The 18,784-nt window shown below is 53.0% G+C and carries 15 protein-coding genes and 1 pseudogene; 5 read left to right on the top strand and 11 right to left on the bottom strand.

Annotation, left to right across the window (positions count from 1 at the left end; all coding sequences use genetic code 11):
- Positions 1-296: 296 nt before the first annotated feature.
- Positions 297-695, top strand: a complete 399-nt coding sequence (locus L6H70_RS09585; RefSeq protein WP_054941582.1) for an Rrf2 family transcriptional regulator — start codon at positions 297-299, stop codon at positions 693-695.
- 95 nt (positions 696-790) lie between these two features.
- The gene (locus L6H70_RS09580) at positions 791-1,687 is read left to right on the top strand and encodes a class I SAM-dependent methyltransferase (protein ID WP_236332223.1); all 897 of its coding nucleotides are present in this window, start codon (positions 791-793) and stop codon (positions 1,685-1,687) included.
- 67 nt (positions 1,688-1,754) lie between these two features.
- Here the strand turns inward: L6H70_RS09580 and L6H70_RS09575 are convergent, their stop codons facing one another.
- The 11 genes and pseudogenes from L6H70_RS09575 to L6H70_RS09525 all read right to left on the bottom strand — a co-directional run.
- A complete protein-coding gene (locus L6H70_RS09575) occupies positions 1,755-2,288 on the bottom strand; it encodes a cupin domain-containing protein (protein WP_236332222.1) in 534 nt (177 codons plus the stop codon).
- A gap of 187 nt (positions 2,289-2,475) precedes the next feature.
- Positions 2,476-4,101, bottom strand: a complete 1,626-nt coding sequence (locus L6H70_RS09570; protein ID WP_236332220.1) for an MDR family MFS transporter — start codon at positions 4,099-4,101, stop codon at positions 2,476-2,478.
- Positions 4,102-4,125: 24 nt separating this feature from the next.
- Positions 4,126-4,554, bottom strand: a complete 429-nt coding sequence (locus tag L6H70_RS09565) for a MarR family winged helix-turn-helix transcriptional regulator (RefSeq protein WP_236332218.1) — start codon at positions 4,552-4,554, stop codon at positions 4,126-4,128.
- A gap of 239 nt (positions 4,555-4,793) precedes the next feature.
- Positions 4,794-6,731 (bottom strand): NAD(+) synthase, encoded by a 1,938-nt coding sequence (locus L6H70_RS09560; protein ID WP_236332215.1) that lies wholly within the window; start codon positions 6,729-6,731, stop codon positions 4,794-4,796.
- 361 nt (positions 6,732-7,092) lie between these two features.
- Positions 7,093-7,935 carry a sugar phosphate isomerase/epimerase family protein gene (locus tag L6H70_RS09555; protein ID WP_236332213.1) on the bottom strand — a complete coding sequence of 281 codons (843 nt, stop codon included), beginning with the start codon at positions 7,933-7,935 and terminating at the stop codon, positions 7,093-7,095.
- A gap of 55 nt (positions 7,936-7,990) precedes the next feature.
- On the bottom strand, positions 7,991-8,689 hold the full coding sequence (locus L6H70_RS09550; protein ID WP_236332211.1) for a rhamnogalacturonan acetylesterase: 699 nt from the start codon (positions 8,687-8,689) through the stop codon (positions 7,991-7,993).
- On the bottom strand, positions 8,689-9,453 hold the full coding sequence (locus L6H70_RS09545) for an alpha/beta hydrolase (RefSeq protein WP_236332209.1): 765 nt from the start codon (positions 9,451-9,453) through the stop codon (positions 8,689-8,691). Before L6H70_RS09545 ends, L6H70_RS09550 begins: the two co-directional genes overlap by 1 nt.
- Positions 9,454-9,470: 17 nt before the next feature.
- Positions 9,471-10,871 (bottom strand): glucuronate isomerase, encoded by a 1,401-nt coding sequence (uxaC, locus tag L6H70_RS09540; protein WP_236332207.1) that lies wholly within the window; start codon positions 10,869-10,871, stop codon positions 9,471-9,473.
- Positions 10,872-10,907: 36 nt separating this feature from the next.
- Positions 10,908-12,395: a UxaA family hydrolase gene (locus tag L6H70_RS09535; protein WP_236332205.1), complete on the bottom strand. Its 1,488-nt coding sequence runs from the start codon at positions 12,393-12,395 to the stop codon at positions 10,908-10,910.
- A gap of 259 nt (positions 12,396-12,654) precedes the next feature.
- Positions 12,655-14,067: a tagaturonate reductase gene (locus L6H70_RS09530; RefSeq protein WP_236332203.1), complete on the bottom strand. Its 1,413-nt coding sequence runs from the start codon at positions 14,065-14,067 to the stop codon at positions 12,655-12,657.
- Positions 14,068-14,197: 130 nt separating this feature from the next.
- Positions 14,198-15,196 (bottom strand): annotated as a pseudogene (locus L6H70_RS09525) (LacI family DNA-binding transcriptional regulator); the annotation flags it as partial.
- A gap of 224 nt (positions 15,197-15,420) precedes the next feature.
- On the opposite strand from L6H70_RS09525, the gene L6H70_RS09520 reads away from it, so the two are divergent.
- The 3 genes from L6H70_RS09520 to L6H70_RS09510 all read left to right on the top strand — a co-directional run bounded on the left by L6H70_RS09520 (position 15,421) and on the right by L6H70_RS09510 (position 18,765).
- Positions 15,421-16,386 carry a pectinesterase family protein gene (locus tag L6H70_RS09520; protein ID WP_236332199.1) on the top strand — a complete coding sequence of 322 codons (966 nt, stop codon included), beginning with the start codon at positions 15,421-15,423 and terminating at the stop codon, positions 16,384-16,386.
- A 28-nt stretch (positions 16,387-16,414) separates the two neighbouring features.
- Complete coding sequence (locus L6H70_RS09515) at positions 16,415-18,202, top strand: ABC transporter ATP-binding protein (protein ID WP_236332196.1); 1,788 nt, start codon at positions 16,415-16,417, stop codon at positions 18,200-18,202.
- Between the two features lie 281 nt (positions 18,203-18,483).
- A complete protein-coding gene (locus L6H70_RS09510) occupies positions 18,484-18,765 on the top strand; it encodes a WGxxGxxG family protein (protein ID WP_236332194.1) in 282 nt (93 codons plus the stop codon).
- The last annotated feature ends 19 nt before the right edge of the window (positions 18,766-18,784 follow it).

Genomic DNA, 18,784 nt, shown 5'->3' with positions numbered 1-18,784 from the left:
TCGAGGTGCCTGGGGCGGACGTTAGTGGGATTTTCTCCAACTAATTTCTTAGATACGGGCGGAGTGCCGCGTTTTCAGGGAAATTAAATGGAGTTTTTCCATCTGATTCGATGTTCTAGGGGAAATTGGACAAATTAGATGGAGGTTTTCCCGTTAAGTTTGTTTATGTGATGGAAGCCTAATTACCTGCGTTGGCGCTCTTTAATCCTATGGGTGCTCCTCAATGATTAAAGAGCTTGCCTTTCATCTGAATAAAGGCTATTATAGACTAATAAAGTCTTTAATTGAGGTGGAAGATGAAGTACTCCAAAGCCACGAATTATGCACTGCATACGATGCTTTTTCTGGTCGCTGCTTCTCCTGATAAGCCGGTGGGTGTTCAACAGCTGGCTGAACGGCAGGATGTCTCGCCCACGTATCTGTCCAAGATTCTGACCAAGCTGGTGAAGGCTGGACTGATTCAGTCGGCTTCCGGGGCGAATGGCGGTTATCTGCTCAAGCGGAAGAAGGACGATATTTCTTTTCTCGATATTATCCACGCGATTGAAGGAACGGCTTCACTGTTTGACTGCACACTTAATCATTCCAGCGAATGTCTGATCCAGCAGGTGATGGTGGAAGCCGAGAACCGGATGGAAGACTATTTGCGGAATAAAAAAATTGCCGAACTTGCTGCACAAATAACGGTAGATTGATCATCGCCGTTATTTTTACGGCTTCATTATAGATATTATAAGTCTTTTAAGTCTCCGTAGTTACAGGAGTATATCCCGCGAAAGGAATGATAAACATGAGTGAGGATTTATTTAATGTTCAGGTATGGGAGCAAGCATGGAAGGAGGACGCGAGAGCACACGGCAATCTGATGAAACAGGCAGGCATTGATCCTACGCATTCTTTTGATAAAAAGGCAGAGAGTTTTAATGCAGAGGTATTCAGTGAAGGCGGAAGACACAGAGCTGAGCGGATTATCGGCTGGCTTGAAGGGCAGGGCGTTGATTTTGACGGCTTGTCTGTACTGGATGTCGGCGCAGCTTCAGGCGGATTCAGTGTGCCGTTTGCCGAGCGTGGAGCAAAGGTTACAGCTGTTGAGCCGAATGTGCGGCTTGCCGGTTTATTGGAAGCCAATAAATCCAGAGTCAGTCCGGGAAAAGCGGAAATCAGCCTGGTGCGAGAAGCCTTTGAAAATATTGATCTTGCGGGCAAAGGCTGGGAGCAGGCGTTTGATCTCGTCTTTGTCTCGATGTGTCCGGCGGTTTATGACTGGGAGAGTGTGAAGAGGGTGCTCAGCTGTGCCAGCCAATACTGCTATATCAGCTTTGCGGCAGGGGCCAGGCAGCATAGTCTGCTGAATGAGGTGCTGCCGCTGCTGACCGGCAAGGAGACTAAGGTAGAATCCTCGGATATGGCATATCTGCTGCATCTGCTCTATTTGAACGATTACGCGTATGAGTCGATTGTGACGAAGGAAATGAAGAACACTGAGCTAACGGCAGACGAGGCCATCGAAGAGGTGCTGGAGCTGCTGAATCATCACAGGCTGGCTTCCGGCGGCAGCACCCGGCAAATCGTAACTGACTATGTGCACACCACGTATCCGGAGGGGACAGTAGTAGTGCAGCAGGGCGGACGCTTCGGTAAGGTACTGATCCGGCTGCGGGATCAGAATATGTACAGCAGACATTAAGCCTGTCTGCGAGGGCAAGCGCTTTGCTGAAACCGGGCAAAGCGCTTTTTGCTATATCCTCACGTAGTTAGTCTGCCCGCCAAATCCTCAGCAGCGGTCCCGCCTTACCGTAGACGGGGTCGCTTTCCGGCAGCGGCACCCTGGCGATTTCCGGGAGCGCCGCTTCAAGATCGGCGGGTGTGGCCCGGCGGGTATTGTAGTCGGCTCCGCCGGGATAAGCGCCTGCCACACGGAAGTCCTGTGTGGCCGATAGACGCTTGTGCGCCGTTCCTGCCGGAAGCACCAGCACATCTCCGGCCGATACTTGAACAGTACGGCCGGAATCACCGCCAAGCTGCAGACTGGCGCTGCCGGACATCACCCCAAGCACCTCATGCGCATTGCTGTGATAATGGTGATAGCTGAACACGCCATTTACCCAGCTGTTCAGCCAGCCGTTGCTATTAAAGATCTGCTCTGCATTTTCCGGTTTGTCCTGAAGAGCATCCGTATACAGAACTGCCGGAAGCTCCGGATTGTTCGGCAGTAAGCCGTCAGCCTTGAAATATAAAGTCTCTATGGAATGGTCCGCTCCCGGCTGTGAAGGTTCGGAGAAAGTCATGCACCGCCGCCTCCTTTTAACAATTCTAGCATTATTGAACTGCTGCAGTTTGTAAGGAATATGTGAATAGTTTTACCCGGATCGTTCCGCGTCTAACCATCTCTTGAACAGGCAAAAGGGCAATCCCGCAGTCACAATGACCGGAGATTACCCTTTTTGAATGTCGTTAATTATGGATGCGTTATGCTTAAGCTTTATCTACAGCCAGCTTACCGGTGTCTACGGCTTCTGGCGCTTCACCTTCTGCCTGTGCCTTGTTCGAGGAACGCAGCGGAAGCTCCTTCAGGAAGAAGACGAGCACGAAGGCAGCACACAGTACAATCGTACCGGTTAAGAATACAGTGGACAAGGTCTGGCCCAGTGCGTCACGGATGCTGTCAATCATCTGTGCGAAGAGCGGCTGGACATCAGCAGGAAGACTTGCTTGCGTCTGCTCCAGCAGCGGCTTGTTCATCAGCGCCTGCGGATTGGCGAAGGCTGTCAGCTGCTCGGCCATCTTGGGATCCAGCGTGCTGAAATCCGGTGCTGATGGTGACGTCAATGCTTCTTTTAGATGCTTGGTCAGATTGTTCGACATAACCGTACCCATTACTGCAATACCAATCGTACCGCCAAGGTTACGGAACAGCTGGGTAGAAGCCGTAACTGCACCGAGCTCGGTATGGGATACGGCATTTTGTGTAGCCAGGGAGAATACAGGCATCCCGAGACCAAGGCCAAGACCGAATACGATCATACTGAGGACAGCCATCGGCACGTTGTTCATAAATACCATGATTGCCATCCCGGCAACCATAATCGGTACACCGATCAGTGCAAAACGTTTGTATTTGCCTTTCTTGGCAATCATCTGACCAGTTAAGGCGCTGGCTACTACCATGACGATCGACATCGGCATGGTGACATAACCTGCATAAGTTGCGGAAATCCCCAGCACGCCTTGCACGAAGAAGGAAAGGTAGATCATTGCCCCCATCATACCGAAGTTCATCAGAAACCCGATCAGATTGGAGATGGTAACGACGCTATTTTTAAATAAATGAAGAGGCAGGATCGGATTCTTAGCTTTGGTCTCAATAAAGATAAAGATGACAGCCGACACGACAGTTGCTGCCAGCAAGCCGAGAATCTGCGAAGAACCCCACTCATATTCTGTACCCGCCCAGGAAAACGCCAGCAGCAGAGGTACAATCGTAGTTGTCATAAATAGAGAACCCAGGTAATCGATACTGGTCGATTCTCCGCGTTTTGCTTTCGGGAACAGGGCAAGGATCATGGCGAACGCTACAAAACCAAGCGGCAGGAAGATCCAGAAGAGCCAGTGCCAGTCGAGATGATCAATCAGATACCCGCCGAGTGTCGGTCCAAGTACGCTGGAGAAACCGAAGACCGCTGTCATGAGGCCCATCCATTTGCCGCGTTCACGTGGAGGGAACAGGTCGCCTACAGCTGTGAATGCGGTGGACTGGATAATACCTGCGCCAATCCCTTGAATCCCGCGGTAAATAATAAATTGATACACATCATCAGAAGTACCTGTCAAAAAGGCGCCAACCATAAACAGCAGAATCCCGGCCAGCAAGAACGGCTTGCGTCCGAACATATCAGAGAGCTTGCCGACAAGGACAGTAGCAATCGTCGAGGTAAGCAGATAAATATTGATAGTCCAGGTATAGTAATCCATACCGTCTAGGATAGCGATAATGCGCGGCATCGCCGTGCTTGTAATCGTCTGGTTGATCGCGGCAAACAGCATAGCTGCCATAATGGCGATCATAATAGAAAGCTTGCGCTTGTCAGATAAATGTTCCATGATTCTCTTCGTCACCGTCTCTTTTTAGTTTTTGTCTATTTCTTTAATCAATACAGCAAAAATTCTTCTTAAATGATCCATGTCTTCTTCGGGCAGGATACTGAAATAGGAATGCATAACTTCCTTCTGCTTATCCTTCACCTCTTTGATGATGGATTTACCTTCGGCTGTGAGTGTAATTTTTACCGCCCGGCGGTCTCCTTCGGCGCGCTCTTTCTGAATATAAGCATCAGCGAGCAGCTGATCCGTAATGCCGGTAACTGCGGCAGGAGTCAAATCAAGGGCAGCGGCAAGCTGCGAGACCATCATCGGTCCTTCCTTCGACAAGACATATAGCGCCTTGAACTGAGTCTGGCTTAAACGAAAGCCTTGTTTGTTCCATTCCTGGGCAACCCCCTTCAAGAAAGTCTTGAATAGCAAGGAGATTTCAAAATAATCATCCCGTTCTGTCAATTCTTCACCTCCATGGCTGCTTACGGATAGATAAACCATTTATTAGATCAAAGTTTAGATATTAACTGAAAAATAATTTAGCTATAAATAATTAACAACTTAATTATTAAAGCATGAAACAATATATCATCTGAGCAGAAATACGTCAAGAACCTAACTAATTTTTTTACGCACAAAAAAGCTGTCCCGTGCATCAGCATTATCTGACGCAAGGAACAGCTTTATTCAAGCAATAATATTTACAGGTTCTCCACTTCACGCAGCCATAGAGCGGCGGAAGCGTCGCTTGGCATACGCCAGTCGCCGCGCGGCGAGAGGCTTACGGTTCCGACTTTTGGGCCATCCGGCAGGCAGGAGCGTTTGAACTGCTGGGTAAAGAAGCGGGAGATGAACACCTTGAGCCAGGCAACCAGCTGTTCTTTAGGATAAGACTCCCCGAACGCATGCTGGGCGAGGTACAGCATTTTTGCTGGAGCAGCACCTGTCCGCAGCATATAGTAGAGGAAGAAATCATGAACAATGTACGGTCCCAGGATGTTCTCGGTCAATTGCACAATTTCGCCTGTTGCTGACGGCGGCAGAAGCTCGGGGCTGATGCCTGTTTCAATGATGCTGTACAGCAGTTTGTTTACCGTCTCATCCGCTTCATGATCGGCGTACCACGCAACGACGTACTGGATCAGTGTTTTGGGGATTCCCGAGTTAACACTGTACATCGACATATGGTCACCGTTATAGGTACACCATCCGAGGGCGAGCTCTGACAGGTCGCCGGTACCGATGACTATGCCGCCGTTTTTGTTGGCCAGATCCATCAGAATCTGCGTCCGTTCCCGCGCCTGCACATTCTCATAGGTCAAGTCATGGACATCCTTGTCATGGCCGATGTCCTCGAAATGCTGAAGACAGGCGGCTTTGATATCAACGACCTTAAGCGAGGCTCCGAGGGCTTTGATTAGGCCTACGGCATTGTCATAGGTCCGGTTCGTCGTACCGAAGCCCGGCATGGTTACGGCAAGCACATCGCTGGCCGGGCGGCCGAGGCGCTCCATGGCACGAACAGCGACAAGCAGTGCGAGAGTGGAATCAAGTCCGCCGGAGATTCCGATGACAGCCTGTTTGGTGCCGATATGGCGGATCCGCTTCATCAGGCCGGAGACCTGAATGGAGAGGATCTCCCGGCAGCGTTCGTCCCGCTGCTGCGGAATGCCGGGTACGAAAGGATTGACACCTACAGGGCGCTTCAGTTTCCGTTCACTGTGCTGCGCTGCCGGATCGGCGTACAGTACTTCGCGGTAATTGCGTCTGCCCTTGCCGGCACGGAACGTACCCATTACCGAACGGGAGTACTGCAGCCGCGGCACATCAACATCGGCAGTGATCATCCGGCTCTCATGGGTGAACCGCTCGGATTCGGCCAGAGTCTGTCCGTTCTCAGCGATCAGCGAGTGTCCGCCAAAGACCACATCCGTTGTCGATTCGCCGGTATTGCTGCCGGCATAGACATATGCCGCCACGCAGGAGGCGGACTGGCTGGTTACCAGCTGGCGCCGGTAATCCGCTTTACCGACCAACTCGTTGCTGGCAGAAGGGTTGAACAGCAGCACCGCGCCAGCCTGAGCCAGCAGGCTGCTTGGCGGAACAGGCACCCACAGATCCTCGCAGATCTCTACGCCAAAGGACAGGTTGCCGTCCGCTTCGTTTGCGAAGATCAGGTCGTTGCCGATCGGGACGATCTGATTCCCCAGGCGCAGCTCTGTAAGCTCCAACTCCTCGGCTCCGGCGAACCAGCGGGGTTCATAGAACTCGCTGTAGCCTGGTAGGCAGGTCTTAGGGACAATACCCAGAATAGCTCCCTGCTGAATGACAGCAGCGCAGTTGAACAGGCGGCCCCGGACCGCGATTGGAAGCCCGGCAATGATGACCAGACTTGATCCCGCTGTTGCGGCAGTGATCTCATACAGCGCCTGCAGGGCCGAATCCAGCAGTTTGGGCTGCAGAAACAGGTCTGCACACGTATATCCTGTGATACATAGCTCCGGCAGTACCAGATATTCCACCTGCTGCCCGTCCGCCTGCTTAATAACTTCAATAATTTGTCCTGCATTAAACTCGCAGTCGGCCACCCGCAGTTCAGGGGAAGCGGCAGCGACACGAGCGAATCCGAAATTATGCATGGTTTCACCTATCCTTTGTATAATGACACTTTGTAATAATTGTACCCATGATCTTGACTCACTAACATATGTAAGGGAAAAGCAGGCGAATCAGCAGTGAACCGCTTTGTTTATTGGCCAGCCCATTTCAATGCATAAATCAAATCCCGGCCTCCTCAAAATAATCTGAAAGGGTCTGCAGCCATAGTATGCTTACCGGCATTATTTACTATTTTACATGAAAATCTTGAGGAACACATCGGTTGCAGGCCTTTCAATAATGATCAGACATAACGATGCAGAAATTACACTTGTACCTCAGCACCAAAAAGCACCTGCGCATTCGCAGGTGCTTTGATTATCTGTGTAAACATCCGATTGGCTACACTTCGTTATACAGCCGGTGCAGAAAATCTACGCTTTCCTGTAAATACGGCTCTGTAGTGCTCTCCAGAAGTCCCTGAATATGTGGCCGCTTGTATTTCATATAATGAAGAATAGGTGCGAATTGCAGCTGACCCTGGCCGACGGGAACGATAACAATCCGGCCGTCTTCAACGGTGAAATCCTTCAGGTGGATGATAGCAATCCGGTCGCCTAGCAGTTCCAGCGCCTCGGCAATAACGGATTCCTGCTGCAAATAATTGTCCGGTGACATCAGATTCGCACAGTCAAGGATAATCTGCAGATTATTGGAGGGAACGAGCTCCAGCAGCCGCTTGGTCAGCTGTGCGGTATGCAGGGGATGATTCTGTCCCGCTTCAATCCCTACCGTTACCCCGAAACGTTCCGCTTCGGCCACCATCGCCCTTACCGAAGTGACCACTTCCTGAAAGGCTTCCTCGGTAAAATTGTCCGGGGTATAGCCCTTGCCTACACTGCCTGTTTCCGTCCCGACCAGACTGGCCCCGAAATCGCGGGCCAAGCGCAGATGGGTGCTGAAATCGTTCAGCGCTTGGGCCCGCTTGGCTGGATCCGTGTCGACGATGTTAACATAGCAGCCGAGCACGGCGATCCTTATACCGGCCTGACGGAAGCTTTCGCCGAAATAAGCAGCCGTACCCGGGCTGAGCGAGGAGAGGGAAGGGACGCTTTCCGGGAAAGATTTATGGACTGCAAACTGAATATGGCTGAACCGGTAGTGCTTCAGCTTCCCGATCAGCTCCGGCAAGTAATGCCGGGGAAAGTCATGGGCGCGGATGCCGAGATGCAGCGGAACGGTCATGATATGGAATCCCCCTTTAAATGCAAGCAGTTAATACGAACTGGCTCAATCTATACTATGTATTCGCATTCAAATGTAGAAACGGGTGCAACCCTGATAAGGCTGAAGACTCTCTGATGGCCACGGCTACAAGCTCAGCAATCCGTTTGGCCCCTTCGGTGCTGAAGTGCGTATCATCCGTGACGCCATCCGGGTAATTAGGATGCTGTCCGGGCGGCAGATGCATGAATAAATGCTGCGAGCCCTCGAAGCTGAGTGTCCTGTACAGCTGCTGGGAGGCGGCGAATATATCGAGCAGCGGCGTTCCGGTCAGCTCCGCCACAGCACGCATAGCCGCAGGATAGGCTCCGACTGCCAGCGGATCGGGTTCACCATACGCAGTGAAGCGGCGGCGGCTGACTGAGGTCAGCAGGACAGGCTGCCCGCCCCGGCTGCGGGCAGATTCGATATACAGCTGCAGATTCTGCTTGTACCCGGTATCAGGATCGGTGTATCGGGACGGATCTTCCTGCTTCTCATCATTATGTCCGAACTGGATCAGCAGAAAGTCTCCGGGCCGGAAATCCTTCTCAATGTCCGCTAAGCGTCTTTCTGCCAGAAACGACTTGGTGCTACGCCCGTTGATGGCGCGGTTGTCGATGATAACCTCCGGGCCGAAATACTTCTGGAGATATTCACCCCACCCTGCCATCGGCTTTGCCTCCGCACCCTTTAAGGCGGCAGTAGAGTCTCCGGCAATATATAGTGTTGGCATCAATCTTCCCCCTCTGTCACATAGTGATGTTTCTTTAACCAGGCGGCACATAGCTGCAGCCATTGCCTGCATTCCTTATTCCCGGCGGATAAGCCGAGTCCATGGCGTCCTTCTTCAAAAATATGCAGCTCAAATGAAATGCCGCTCTGAGATAATGCAGCGGCAAATTTCAGGCTGTTCTCCACTGGAACACTGGCATCGTTCGCCGTAGCCCAAATGAAAGCGGGAGGTGTCCGGCTGTCAACCTGCCGGTCGGCAGAATAGGCAATGAGGCTTGCCTCCACGGGATTCACCCCAAGCAAATTTAGTCGGCTTCCGGCATGGGCGTAGGGCTCCTCGAAGGTGATAACAGGATAGCCCAGCAGCAGCAGATCTGGCTTAGATTCCGCGGCAGCTGTTACGGCAGTAATGGCCGCAAGATGCCCGCCTGCCGAGAAGCCGGTAAGACCAATCTGCCCTGTGCGGACCTTCCATTCCTTTGGTTCTTCACGCACCCAGGCCAGCGCATCCTCTACATCCTTGATTAGCAGGGACGGATCAATGTCCTGCGTCCGGTATTTCAGTACCCCGGCATGAATGCCGAGGCTATTGAGCCACTGAACTACCGGTTCCCCCTCATGCCGGGCCAGATGATGATAGCCTCCGCCGGGCAGAACCAGAATAAAGGGCCGCTCCTCCTGAACAGGGAGCGGATAGAGGGAGAGGATGGACTCGCCGGACTCCTCCGGCGCAGCTCCATCCCCTTCAAGGCATACCTGCAGCATGCTTGCTCCCCCTTTATTTACTCCGCAGACGGAAATCCGAAATAACCGGCGGCATTGTTATAGGAGATATCCCGGACCAGCTGTCCCAGCAGCTCCATGTCGTCTGGTGCTTCACCGCGCTCGGCCAGTTCTCCGATCAGCCCGCATAGCACCCGGCGGAAATATTCGTGGCGCGTGTAGGAAAGGAAGCTGCGGGAGTCAGTCAACATGCCGACAAAGTTGCCCAGCAGGCTGTTGTCGGCAAGCAGGGTGAGCTGCTGGCGCATACCGCTGCGGGTATCGTTATACCACCAGCCGGAGCCGAGCTGCATTTTGCCTGCCGTATCCTTCTGATAGCAGCCCATCAAAGCAAGCAGGGCAGGATAATCCCCCGGATTGAGCGAGTAGAGAATTGTCTTCGGCAGACCTTTGCCGCATTCGGCCCGGTCAAGCAGCTTGGACAGCGCTTCGGTCAGCGACAGGTCATTTATGCCGTCATAACCGGTATCCGGCCCCAGCTTCTGGAACATCGGCGTATTGTTGTTGCGGTAGGCATGGATATGGAGCTGCATGGTCCAGCCTTTATCATGATAGAAGCCGATGAGTGCGGTAAGCAGCTCCGTGCGGTAGAGCGTAATTTCCTCAGCGGATAACTCTGTACCCTCCAGTCTTTTGGCGAAGAAGGCCTGGGCGTCAGCATCAGATCCGGCACGGTAACGCAGCACGTCCAGTGCATGGTCGGACAGACGGCAGCCGTGGTCATGGAAGAATTCAACACGTGCGCGCAGTGCGTCAAGCAGCTCGGCATACGTGGTTACTGGGGTTCCGGCTGCCTTTTCCAGTGACGTAAGCCAAGCCGGGAATCCGGGAGCGTCAATATTCAGCGCCTTGTCAGGACGGAAGGTCGGGAATACGCTGAAATCCTTCTCTGATTCCTTCAGCAGCTTATGATATTCAAGCGAATCTGCCGGATCATCGGTGGTACAGATCGTTTTCACCCGGGAGCTGCGGATCAGCCCGCGCCGTGTGAATTCCGGTTCAGCCAGCTTGCGGTTCACCTGCTCCCAGATGGCCGGGGCAGAATCCTCATTCAGCAGCTCTGATACGCCGAAGAAGCGGCGGAGCTCCAGATGGGTCCAGCTGTAGAGCGGGTTGCCGACAGCTTTGGGAAGCGTCTTGGCCCAGGCCAGGAACTTGTCGTAATCCGAAGCGTCTCCCGTAATATGTGATTCCGGAACGCCGTTAGCACGCATCAGCCGCCATTTGTAGTGATCGCCGTAGAGCCAGGCGGCAGTCAGGTTTTTGAACGGCTGATCCTCATAAATTTCCCGCGGGTCGAGGTGGCAGTGGTAGTCGATGATCGGCATTGCTTTGGCGTGTTGATGAAAGAGCTGCCGTGCAGGTTCGGTGGTTAATAAAAAATCGTCGTTTAAAAACATGATGACGCTCCCTTTACATGGATTTAGGATATGAGATTATAGCGTTACTCCGGTTTTAAATATGGCCAGCTCGCGCACTTCGTTCTGCTCATTGCGTGTTTTTTGGCCGCTGGCAACAGCGATAATATAGCTGATGAATTCTTCGAGCACCTCGGCCATCGGCACTTCCAGCAGCGGTCCGGCGTTGAAGTCCATCCAGTGGCCTTTTTTGGCGAAAAGCTCATTGTTGGTAGCAACCTTAACCGTAGGCACGAAGCTCCCGAACGGTGTGCCCCGGCCGGTGGTGAACAGTACCAGCTGGCAGTCGGAGGCAGCCAGTGCAGAAGCGGCTACAAGGTCGTTGCCGGGCGCCTGCAGCAGGCTGAGGCCTTTTTTGCGCAGCTTCACGCCGTATTGCAGCACATCGACAACCGGAGAGGTTCCGGCCTTTTGGGTACAGCCGAGTGATTTGTCCTCCAGGGTGCTAATGCCCCCGGCCTTGTTGCCCGGCGAAGGATTCTCGTACACCGGTTCACCGTAGGAGAGGAAATACTGCTTGAAATTATTGATCAGGGAGACGATATCTTCGTAGACCTCGCGGCTTTCTGCGCGGGCCATCAGCATTTTTTCTGCACCGAACATTTCTGGTACTTCCGTCAATACCGAAGTGCCGCCCTGGGAGATAATAAAATCGGAGAAGGCACCCAGCAGCGGGTTGGCGGTAATGCCGGAGAAACCGTCAGAGCCGCCGCATTTCAGGCCGATGTTCAGCTCGCTGAGCGGAACCGGCTCGCGGATATCATCCTTTGCTGCTTCATACAGCTCCTCCAGCAGGGCAAGCCCAGCCTCTACCTCATCGCCTACCTCTTGGGCTACAAGGAATTTGACCCTTGATTCGTCGTAATCGCCCAGCATGCTGCGGAATTCTGCGACGATATTGTTCTCACAGCCGAGGCCGAACACGAGCACACCTCCGGCATTGGGATGATTTACGGCATCCAGCAGGATACTGCGGGTCATGCGGTGATCATCTCCCAGCTGCGAGCAGCCGTAAGGATGCTTAAGCACAGTGAAATTATCGAAGCCGCCAAGATCCGGATGCGCGGCCTTGAACTCCGTTAGCATTTGTTCAGCAATGCCGTTCACACAGCCGACTGTAGGGATAATGAACAGGTCATTGCGGATGCCGACCTTGCCGTTAGCACGCCGGTAGCCTTGAAAGGTCAACTCCCGCTTCGGATAGGTGACCGGATGGAGCTCGGGCTTGTAGTCATATTCCTCTTCTCCGGCCAGGTTGGTCTTGATGTTATGCGTGTGGACCCAGTCGCCCGCTGCAATAGGTGCAGTCGCGTGGCCGATAGGATAGCCGTATTTGGTAATTACGTCCTCCGCTGCGAAGGCGGTGAGTGCAATTTTGTGGCCTTGAGGAATATCCTGGCCTGCCTGGAGCGTCAGCCCTTCGAATTCAAGCTGTTCACCGGCAGGGATGGGGCGCAGCGCTACAGCCACTGTATCCCGGGGGTTCATTTTCATTAATCGTTTCATGCTGTCTATCCCTCCTAAAAAGGTTTGATTAAATACATTAAACTATTAATGTTCTGATTTGGGGATTGATCGTAGCTACAGAGAATCTTTGGACTTCCGGCCGCTGTTGTCTGCAGATTTCTTGATTTTACCGCTAATAGCGGTAGAAATCCGCAGACAAAGGCGGACGCTATCGCTCCTACAGTTCCAAAATTCCCTTCCGCCACTTTTCCCAAAATGTATATTTCAAGTTAAATCAAGATAGAATTATAGGTAGCCATCAGCTCACGACCTGCGTCAGAGCAGCGCGGCTGTCCGTGCTTTCCAGCTTCTGCAGGTTGGCGGAGATGGCGTCCGAAAGACCTGGCACCAGGGTCAGATCCTGACCCCACAAGCTGTCATTCTTCAGGATGGTCTGCACGAAGCTGCCCGGACTGCTCCAGGCCTGATCAAACACGGCCAGCACTTCCGCACCGTCTTGTCTGGCTACACGGTCTCCCCGGTAGCTAAGCAGCAGGGCGGCAAAGGCGAGCGTCATGAGCTCAGGCAATTTACCGCGCTCCTGCTGGTAGCGGAGCAGAACCGGAAGCAGCCGGGACTTGAATTTAGATATGCTGTTCAGGGAGATGGATGCCAGCTCATGACGGACGAACGGATTCTTGAACCGCTCCAGTACAGCAGCAGAGTAGGAGGTCAGCTCGTCAGCAGGCAGATCCAGCATCGGGATCAGCTCATCGTTCATCAGCTCCTTCACAAACCGCAAGAAGGTCTCGTCATTCATCACATCCTCAACAGTTTCCAGGCCAGCCATCATACCGAGCGGAACCATTGCGGTATGCGGCCCGTTCAGCAGATGCACCTTGCGTTCGCGGTAAGGCGTCATATCGTCTGTTATGACTACATTAAGTCCGGCTTCTGTCAGCGGCAGCTTCTCGGCCAGCCACGAAGGTCCTTCAATCACCCAGAACAGGAAAGGCTCGGCGGTGACCATCAGATTGTCCAGATATCCAAGCTCTGCTTCCAGCTGCGCAGCCTTGTCGCGCGGGTAGCCCGGTACGATCCGGTCCACCAGGCTGCAGCAGAAGGTGTTCTCTTCCTCCAGCCACTTCGCGAAGGCATCGCCGAGCTGCCACTCAGCAGCGTACTGCTGCACAATCTCCCGCAGCTTCTCACCGTTACGGTCAATCAGCTCGCATGGGATAATGACAAAGCCCTTTTTGCCCAGTTCAAAACGTCTATGGAGCAGCGCCGTCAGCTTGGCCGGGAAGCTCTTCGGCGGAGCATCATTTAGTGCATCTCCCGCGTGATAGGCAATACCGGCTTCGGTGGTGTTGGAGGTGATGAATTCAAGGCCGTCATCCTCAGCTAATGCCAGATAGGCAGCGTAGTCTTCGTAGGGACTGATGACCCGGCTGACGCTTCCGATGATCTCCCGGGAATTCACGGTTTGCTCCTGCATAATGCCGTTTAGCAGCACGGTGTACAGATTATCCTGTTCAGCCATCAGAGCGCCAAGCCCCTGGCCGATCGGCTGCACCAGCACTGCACTGCCGTTAAACAATCCCTGGTTATTCATCTGCTGTAGCTGCCAGTCTACAAAGGCGCGCATGAAGTTACCTTCACCGAATTGGATCATCCGTTCAGGATACACGGGCAAGCCGGGCTGGTTGCTTCTGGATAGGCGTTTTGTCATGGGTTTCACAATCTCCTTTAAGATACATAATGAATGCACACGTGAACATTTTTATCAGGAAGAAGCGGATTATTCCTCCGCTTGGGAAGGGCAATCCGGTTCTGCAAGAAACAAAGATGATAGGGGCTGCTTAACACCCTGCAACAGTATCACGCACGACGAGTGAGGTCTTCACGAACAATTGCTGCGGTTTCGTCTCCGGCTGCTGCAGCAGCTGGATCAGCATCTTCGTGCCTAGCTCACTGATATCGGCAATCGGCTTGCGTACTGTCGTCAGCGCGGGATTGGTATACCGGGCGAACATAATATCGTCGAATCCGAGCAGGGAAATCTGCTGCGGGATGCTGATCTTGTGGGCGTAGCAGGCATTCATAGCACCGATGGCCATATCATCATTGGAACAGAATACGGCAGTCGGCCGCTCCGAAAGGCTAAGCAGGGTAGTCATTGCGGCATAACCGCTCTCAATGCTGTAATCCCCCGCTGCAAAATAGTCGGAATTCAGCTGCAGGCGGTGTTCAATCAGACTGTCCATAAAGCCTTGCTTGCGTTCAGTCGAAGATTTGAATCCGGGTTTTCCTTCAATAATAGCCAGCCGCTGATGTCCTTGCGAGACCGCATAATCTATAGCTTCCTTGACGCCTTCACGGTCGTTCGCCACCACGTTCATAATACCCGGGTCCTCCAGCTGGCGGTTCAGCACGACCAGCGGAATGCCCATCGTCTTCACGTGGTATATAAAAGCATTATCCTCATCGCTCTGGCTCATGACGAGAATGCCGTCAAAACGCTGCGGCTGAATATTCCCAAAGTTGTGGACGCCGTCGATCCCGTGCACGGTCAGGTTGAAATTCTCATCCAGCACATGGCTGATCCCTTTGATCGCATCCACAAGAAAGCTTGACGAGGTTCCCTGATCAATACTGGAGAAGAACAGCCCGATGGTAAAGGAGCGCTTGGTAACCAGGCTCTTGGCGCTGTAATTCGGCACATAATTCATTTCCGCGGCGATTTTCTCAATCTTGTCGCGGGTGACCTTCTTGATCAGCGGGCTGCCGTTCAGCGCTCTGGACACAGTGGTGTGGGAGACGCCGGCAACACGGGCAATGTCTTTGATGGTAATCATAAGTTCTCCCCGGCAATAGAATTGTTAACGATTTCAGTGTAGTCCTCAAGCCCCTTCAAGTCAAGAGGATAATGAAATGCACACGTTAAAATTATTGTTGGCATAGACCTCACTGGAGCGCTATAATCAACTTGCTTGTTTGACAAGACCGGAAGGTGAAATAGGGAACTGGAATGGGTAGTATATTTCCGGCAAGAACGGGCGAATAAGGACTGGGAGGATAAGTCATGCTGGTGGGAAAAGAAGCCTTCTGCGATTATCAGACAATCGCAGAGGCAGTAGAGGTGCTTGAGCGGCTGCCTGCGGGTGAAGCGCAGACGCTGTATATTTTGGCTGGCGTGTATGAAGAGAATGTGCAGATATACCGGTCGGACCTGACGATAACCGGCATCGGAGAGGTGATAATCAGGGGTAACCGCTATGCCCGGCAGCTGGATGAAGCCGGAGAAGAACAGGGAACCTTTGCCACACCGACCCTGTTTCTGGGCGGCAGCAGGCTGGTTGTTGAGAATCTTATCGTCGTTAATACTGCGGGGCAAGGCCCTGATATCGGGCAGGCGCTTGCCTTGTATGCCCACTGCGATGAGACGGTGTTCCGCAACTGTACCTTTAAGGGGCACCAGGACACTATTTTTACCGGCCCTCTGCCTGCGGCCAATAAGCACGGCGGGCCCTTCGGCGGCATCCATCTGCAGGAGCGGCATGAAATCTGCCGCCAGCTGTACACGGGCTGCTATATCGAAGGAACGGTGGACTTTATTTTCGGCGGAGCGGCCGCCTATTTTGAGCATTGTGAAATCCGCAGCCTGAAATCCACAAACGAAGGGTCCGGCTTCATAACAGCAGCGTCTACTCCGCAGGGGCAGAGCTACGGATATGTTTTTGATGAATGTTATCTGACGGCTGCGGAAGGTGTATCCGGGGTGTATCTGGGACGCCCGTGGCGCGGTAATGCTAGGACAGAGTTTGTGAATTGCCGGCTCGGATCCCATATTCATCCCGCAGGCTGGGATAACTGGGGCAATCCTGCCAATGAAACAACGGTTCGTTTCCGGGAATACGGCATAGCGGATGAGGATAAGCTGCGGGAGCAGCGTGTGCCTTGGGCTCTTTTACCAGGGGAGGCGGAGGCGGTGCCGGATAAAGCGCAGGTCTTTGAAGGGACGGAGTTCTGGAAGCAGCTGCCCGGCTAAGCCATAAACGGAAAGGAAGGTGAAGAGTATGGAGCAGACAAGGGAAGGCGTGCCGGATTATGAGCAGCTTTTTATGAGCCGTGAGATCAAGAAGGACCGCCCATTCCATACACTGATACTGCTGTATAGAGGCATGCGAATCAATCTGCTCGTCTCGCTGTTGTTCTATATCCTTAAGCATGCTCCAACCTGGGTCATACCCGTTATTACCGCCGATATCATTAATCATCTCAGCCGCCCGGACTTAAACAGTCTGCGTTGGCTATGGATCGATCTGGCGATTGTATCCGTTGTCATTGTGCAAAATATCCCGTCCGCCTATATGCATGTCAGCTTCATGAGCCGGTCCTCCCGTCAGGTTGAGGCGGGTTTACGCGGAACACTGATCCGCAAGCTCCAGCATCTGTCCATGACCTATCACACGGATCTGCGGGCCGGGCGGCTGCAGTCCAAGGTGCTGCGTGATGTGGAAGCCATTGAGACACTATCCAAGCAAATGATGTATTCTTTTGTACCGGCTGTAACGAATGTGCTGATTGCTACCACCATTACCGCCTTCAAAAGCTTGCAGGTAACCCTGTTCTTCGTGCTGGTCATTCCTTTTGGCGTCCTGCTAATTACCTTTTTCCGCAAAAAGATCCGCACCCGCAACCGTGAATTCCGCCGCCAGATTGAGAATATGTCCGGACAGGTGGCGGAAACGGTGGAGATGATCCCGGTGACCCGGGCACACGGGCTGGAAGAGGTGGAAATCGGCAAAGTGGATACGACGCTGTCTGAGCTGAAGGGAAAAGGATACCGGCTGGATATCACCGAAGCGCTGTTTGGGGCTTCCAGCTGGGTTGTGTTCACACTGTTTCAGCTGCTATGCCTCGGCTTCACCTGCGTGCTCGCGTATCAGGGGAAGATTCAGGTCGGGGATGTGGTCATGTATCAGGGATTTTTCTCGACGATTCTGGCTTCGATCAACAGTCTGCTGGGGGTATATCCGCAATTTGCCAGGGGGTTTGAGTCCATCTATTCCATCTCGGAGGTGCTGACCTCCACGCAGATTGAAGAATATCAGGGAACTGCGGCGGTCGACTCGCTGCGCGGCGCTTATGAATTCCGCCAGGTGCAGTTCAGCTATAAAGATACAGACAAGCATGTGCTCAAGGATTTCAATTTAACCGTCCGGCCCGGGGAATGCATTGCACTGGTGGGTGAATCGGGTGCGGGCAAATCAACGGTGCTTAACATGGTAGTAGGCTTTTACCGCCCGACCTGCGGCAGGATACTCGTGGACGGCAGGCCGCTGGAGGAGCTGGATATGCGCATGTACCGCCAGAAGCTGGCTGTCGTGCCGCAGAGCACCGTGCTGTTCTCAGGCACCATCCGCAGCAATATCACCTTCGGGCTGACGGATGTACCGGACAGCAAGCTGGAGGAAGTCATCCGGCTGGCCAATCTGCAGGATGTGATCGCCCAGATGCCGCAGGGCATCGATACCCTGATTGGGGAACACGGCGGCAAGCTGTCAGGCGGACAGCGCCAGAGGATTGCCATTGCCCGGGCGATGATCCGTGATCCGGAGATTATTTTGCTGGATGAAGCCACCTCTGCCCTGGACAACATCTCCGAATTCATCGTCCAAAAGGCGATGCGGGAGCTGATGCGCGGGCGGACGACCTTTATCGTGGCTCACCGGCTGTCCACCATCCGCGATGCGGACCGGATTGTGGTCATGAAGGACGGTCAGGTGGCGGAGGCTGGAACCTTTGAAGAGCTGATGAGCCGCAAGGGAGCTTTTTATGAGCTGAAGCAGCTGCAGGGCTGACATGGAAGGTAGCTGTAACCAACTGTCAGCAGAAATTAAAGGTGCATCCTGAGAGTTATCTGGCGAGTTTCAAAACCGGAGTCTTGTCAAATCAACAACTCCGGTAAAAACCGGGGGGAATTTGTTCTGAAATGATCGGCCACATCATGTAAGCCGGCGGACACTCTTAAGGGTGTCCGCCGGCTTTTTATGTGGTTCTCATTTCTGGCGGATGATTCACAGTAGCTCACATAGGTTAGATAATAATCAGACTTAACATCAACCTAGAGGAGCTGATCATTATGTTAAAAGTTAAAACAATGTTTCTGACAGTACTCATCGTTTCAAGTCTTGGTGCATCGGCAGCCTTTGCGGATTCAGTTGAGAACACTAGTACTAATAATAATGCTGGTAACACTGCGACAACTCAAGTCCAGGCTGCGGCAGACAACATTGACAATGACAATGACGATGAGGATCACGGCAACTGGGGCCTGCTGGGTCTGTTGGGTTTAGCAGGATTGGCCGGTTTGAAACGGCGGGACCGGGATGTCCATGTCAACCGGACAACGGATAGACATTAATACTCTGATTTATAAATAT

Source organism: Paenibacillus auburnensis (assembly GCF_927798115.1).
Classification (GTDB): Bacteria; Bacillota; Bacilli; order Paenibacillales; family Paenibacillaceae; genus Paenibacillus_AQ; species Paenibacillus_AQ auburnensis.
Note: the sequence above shows the minus strand (reverse complement) of the source record. Positions and strands in the feature narration are given on the sequence as shown.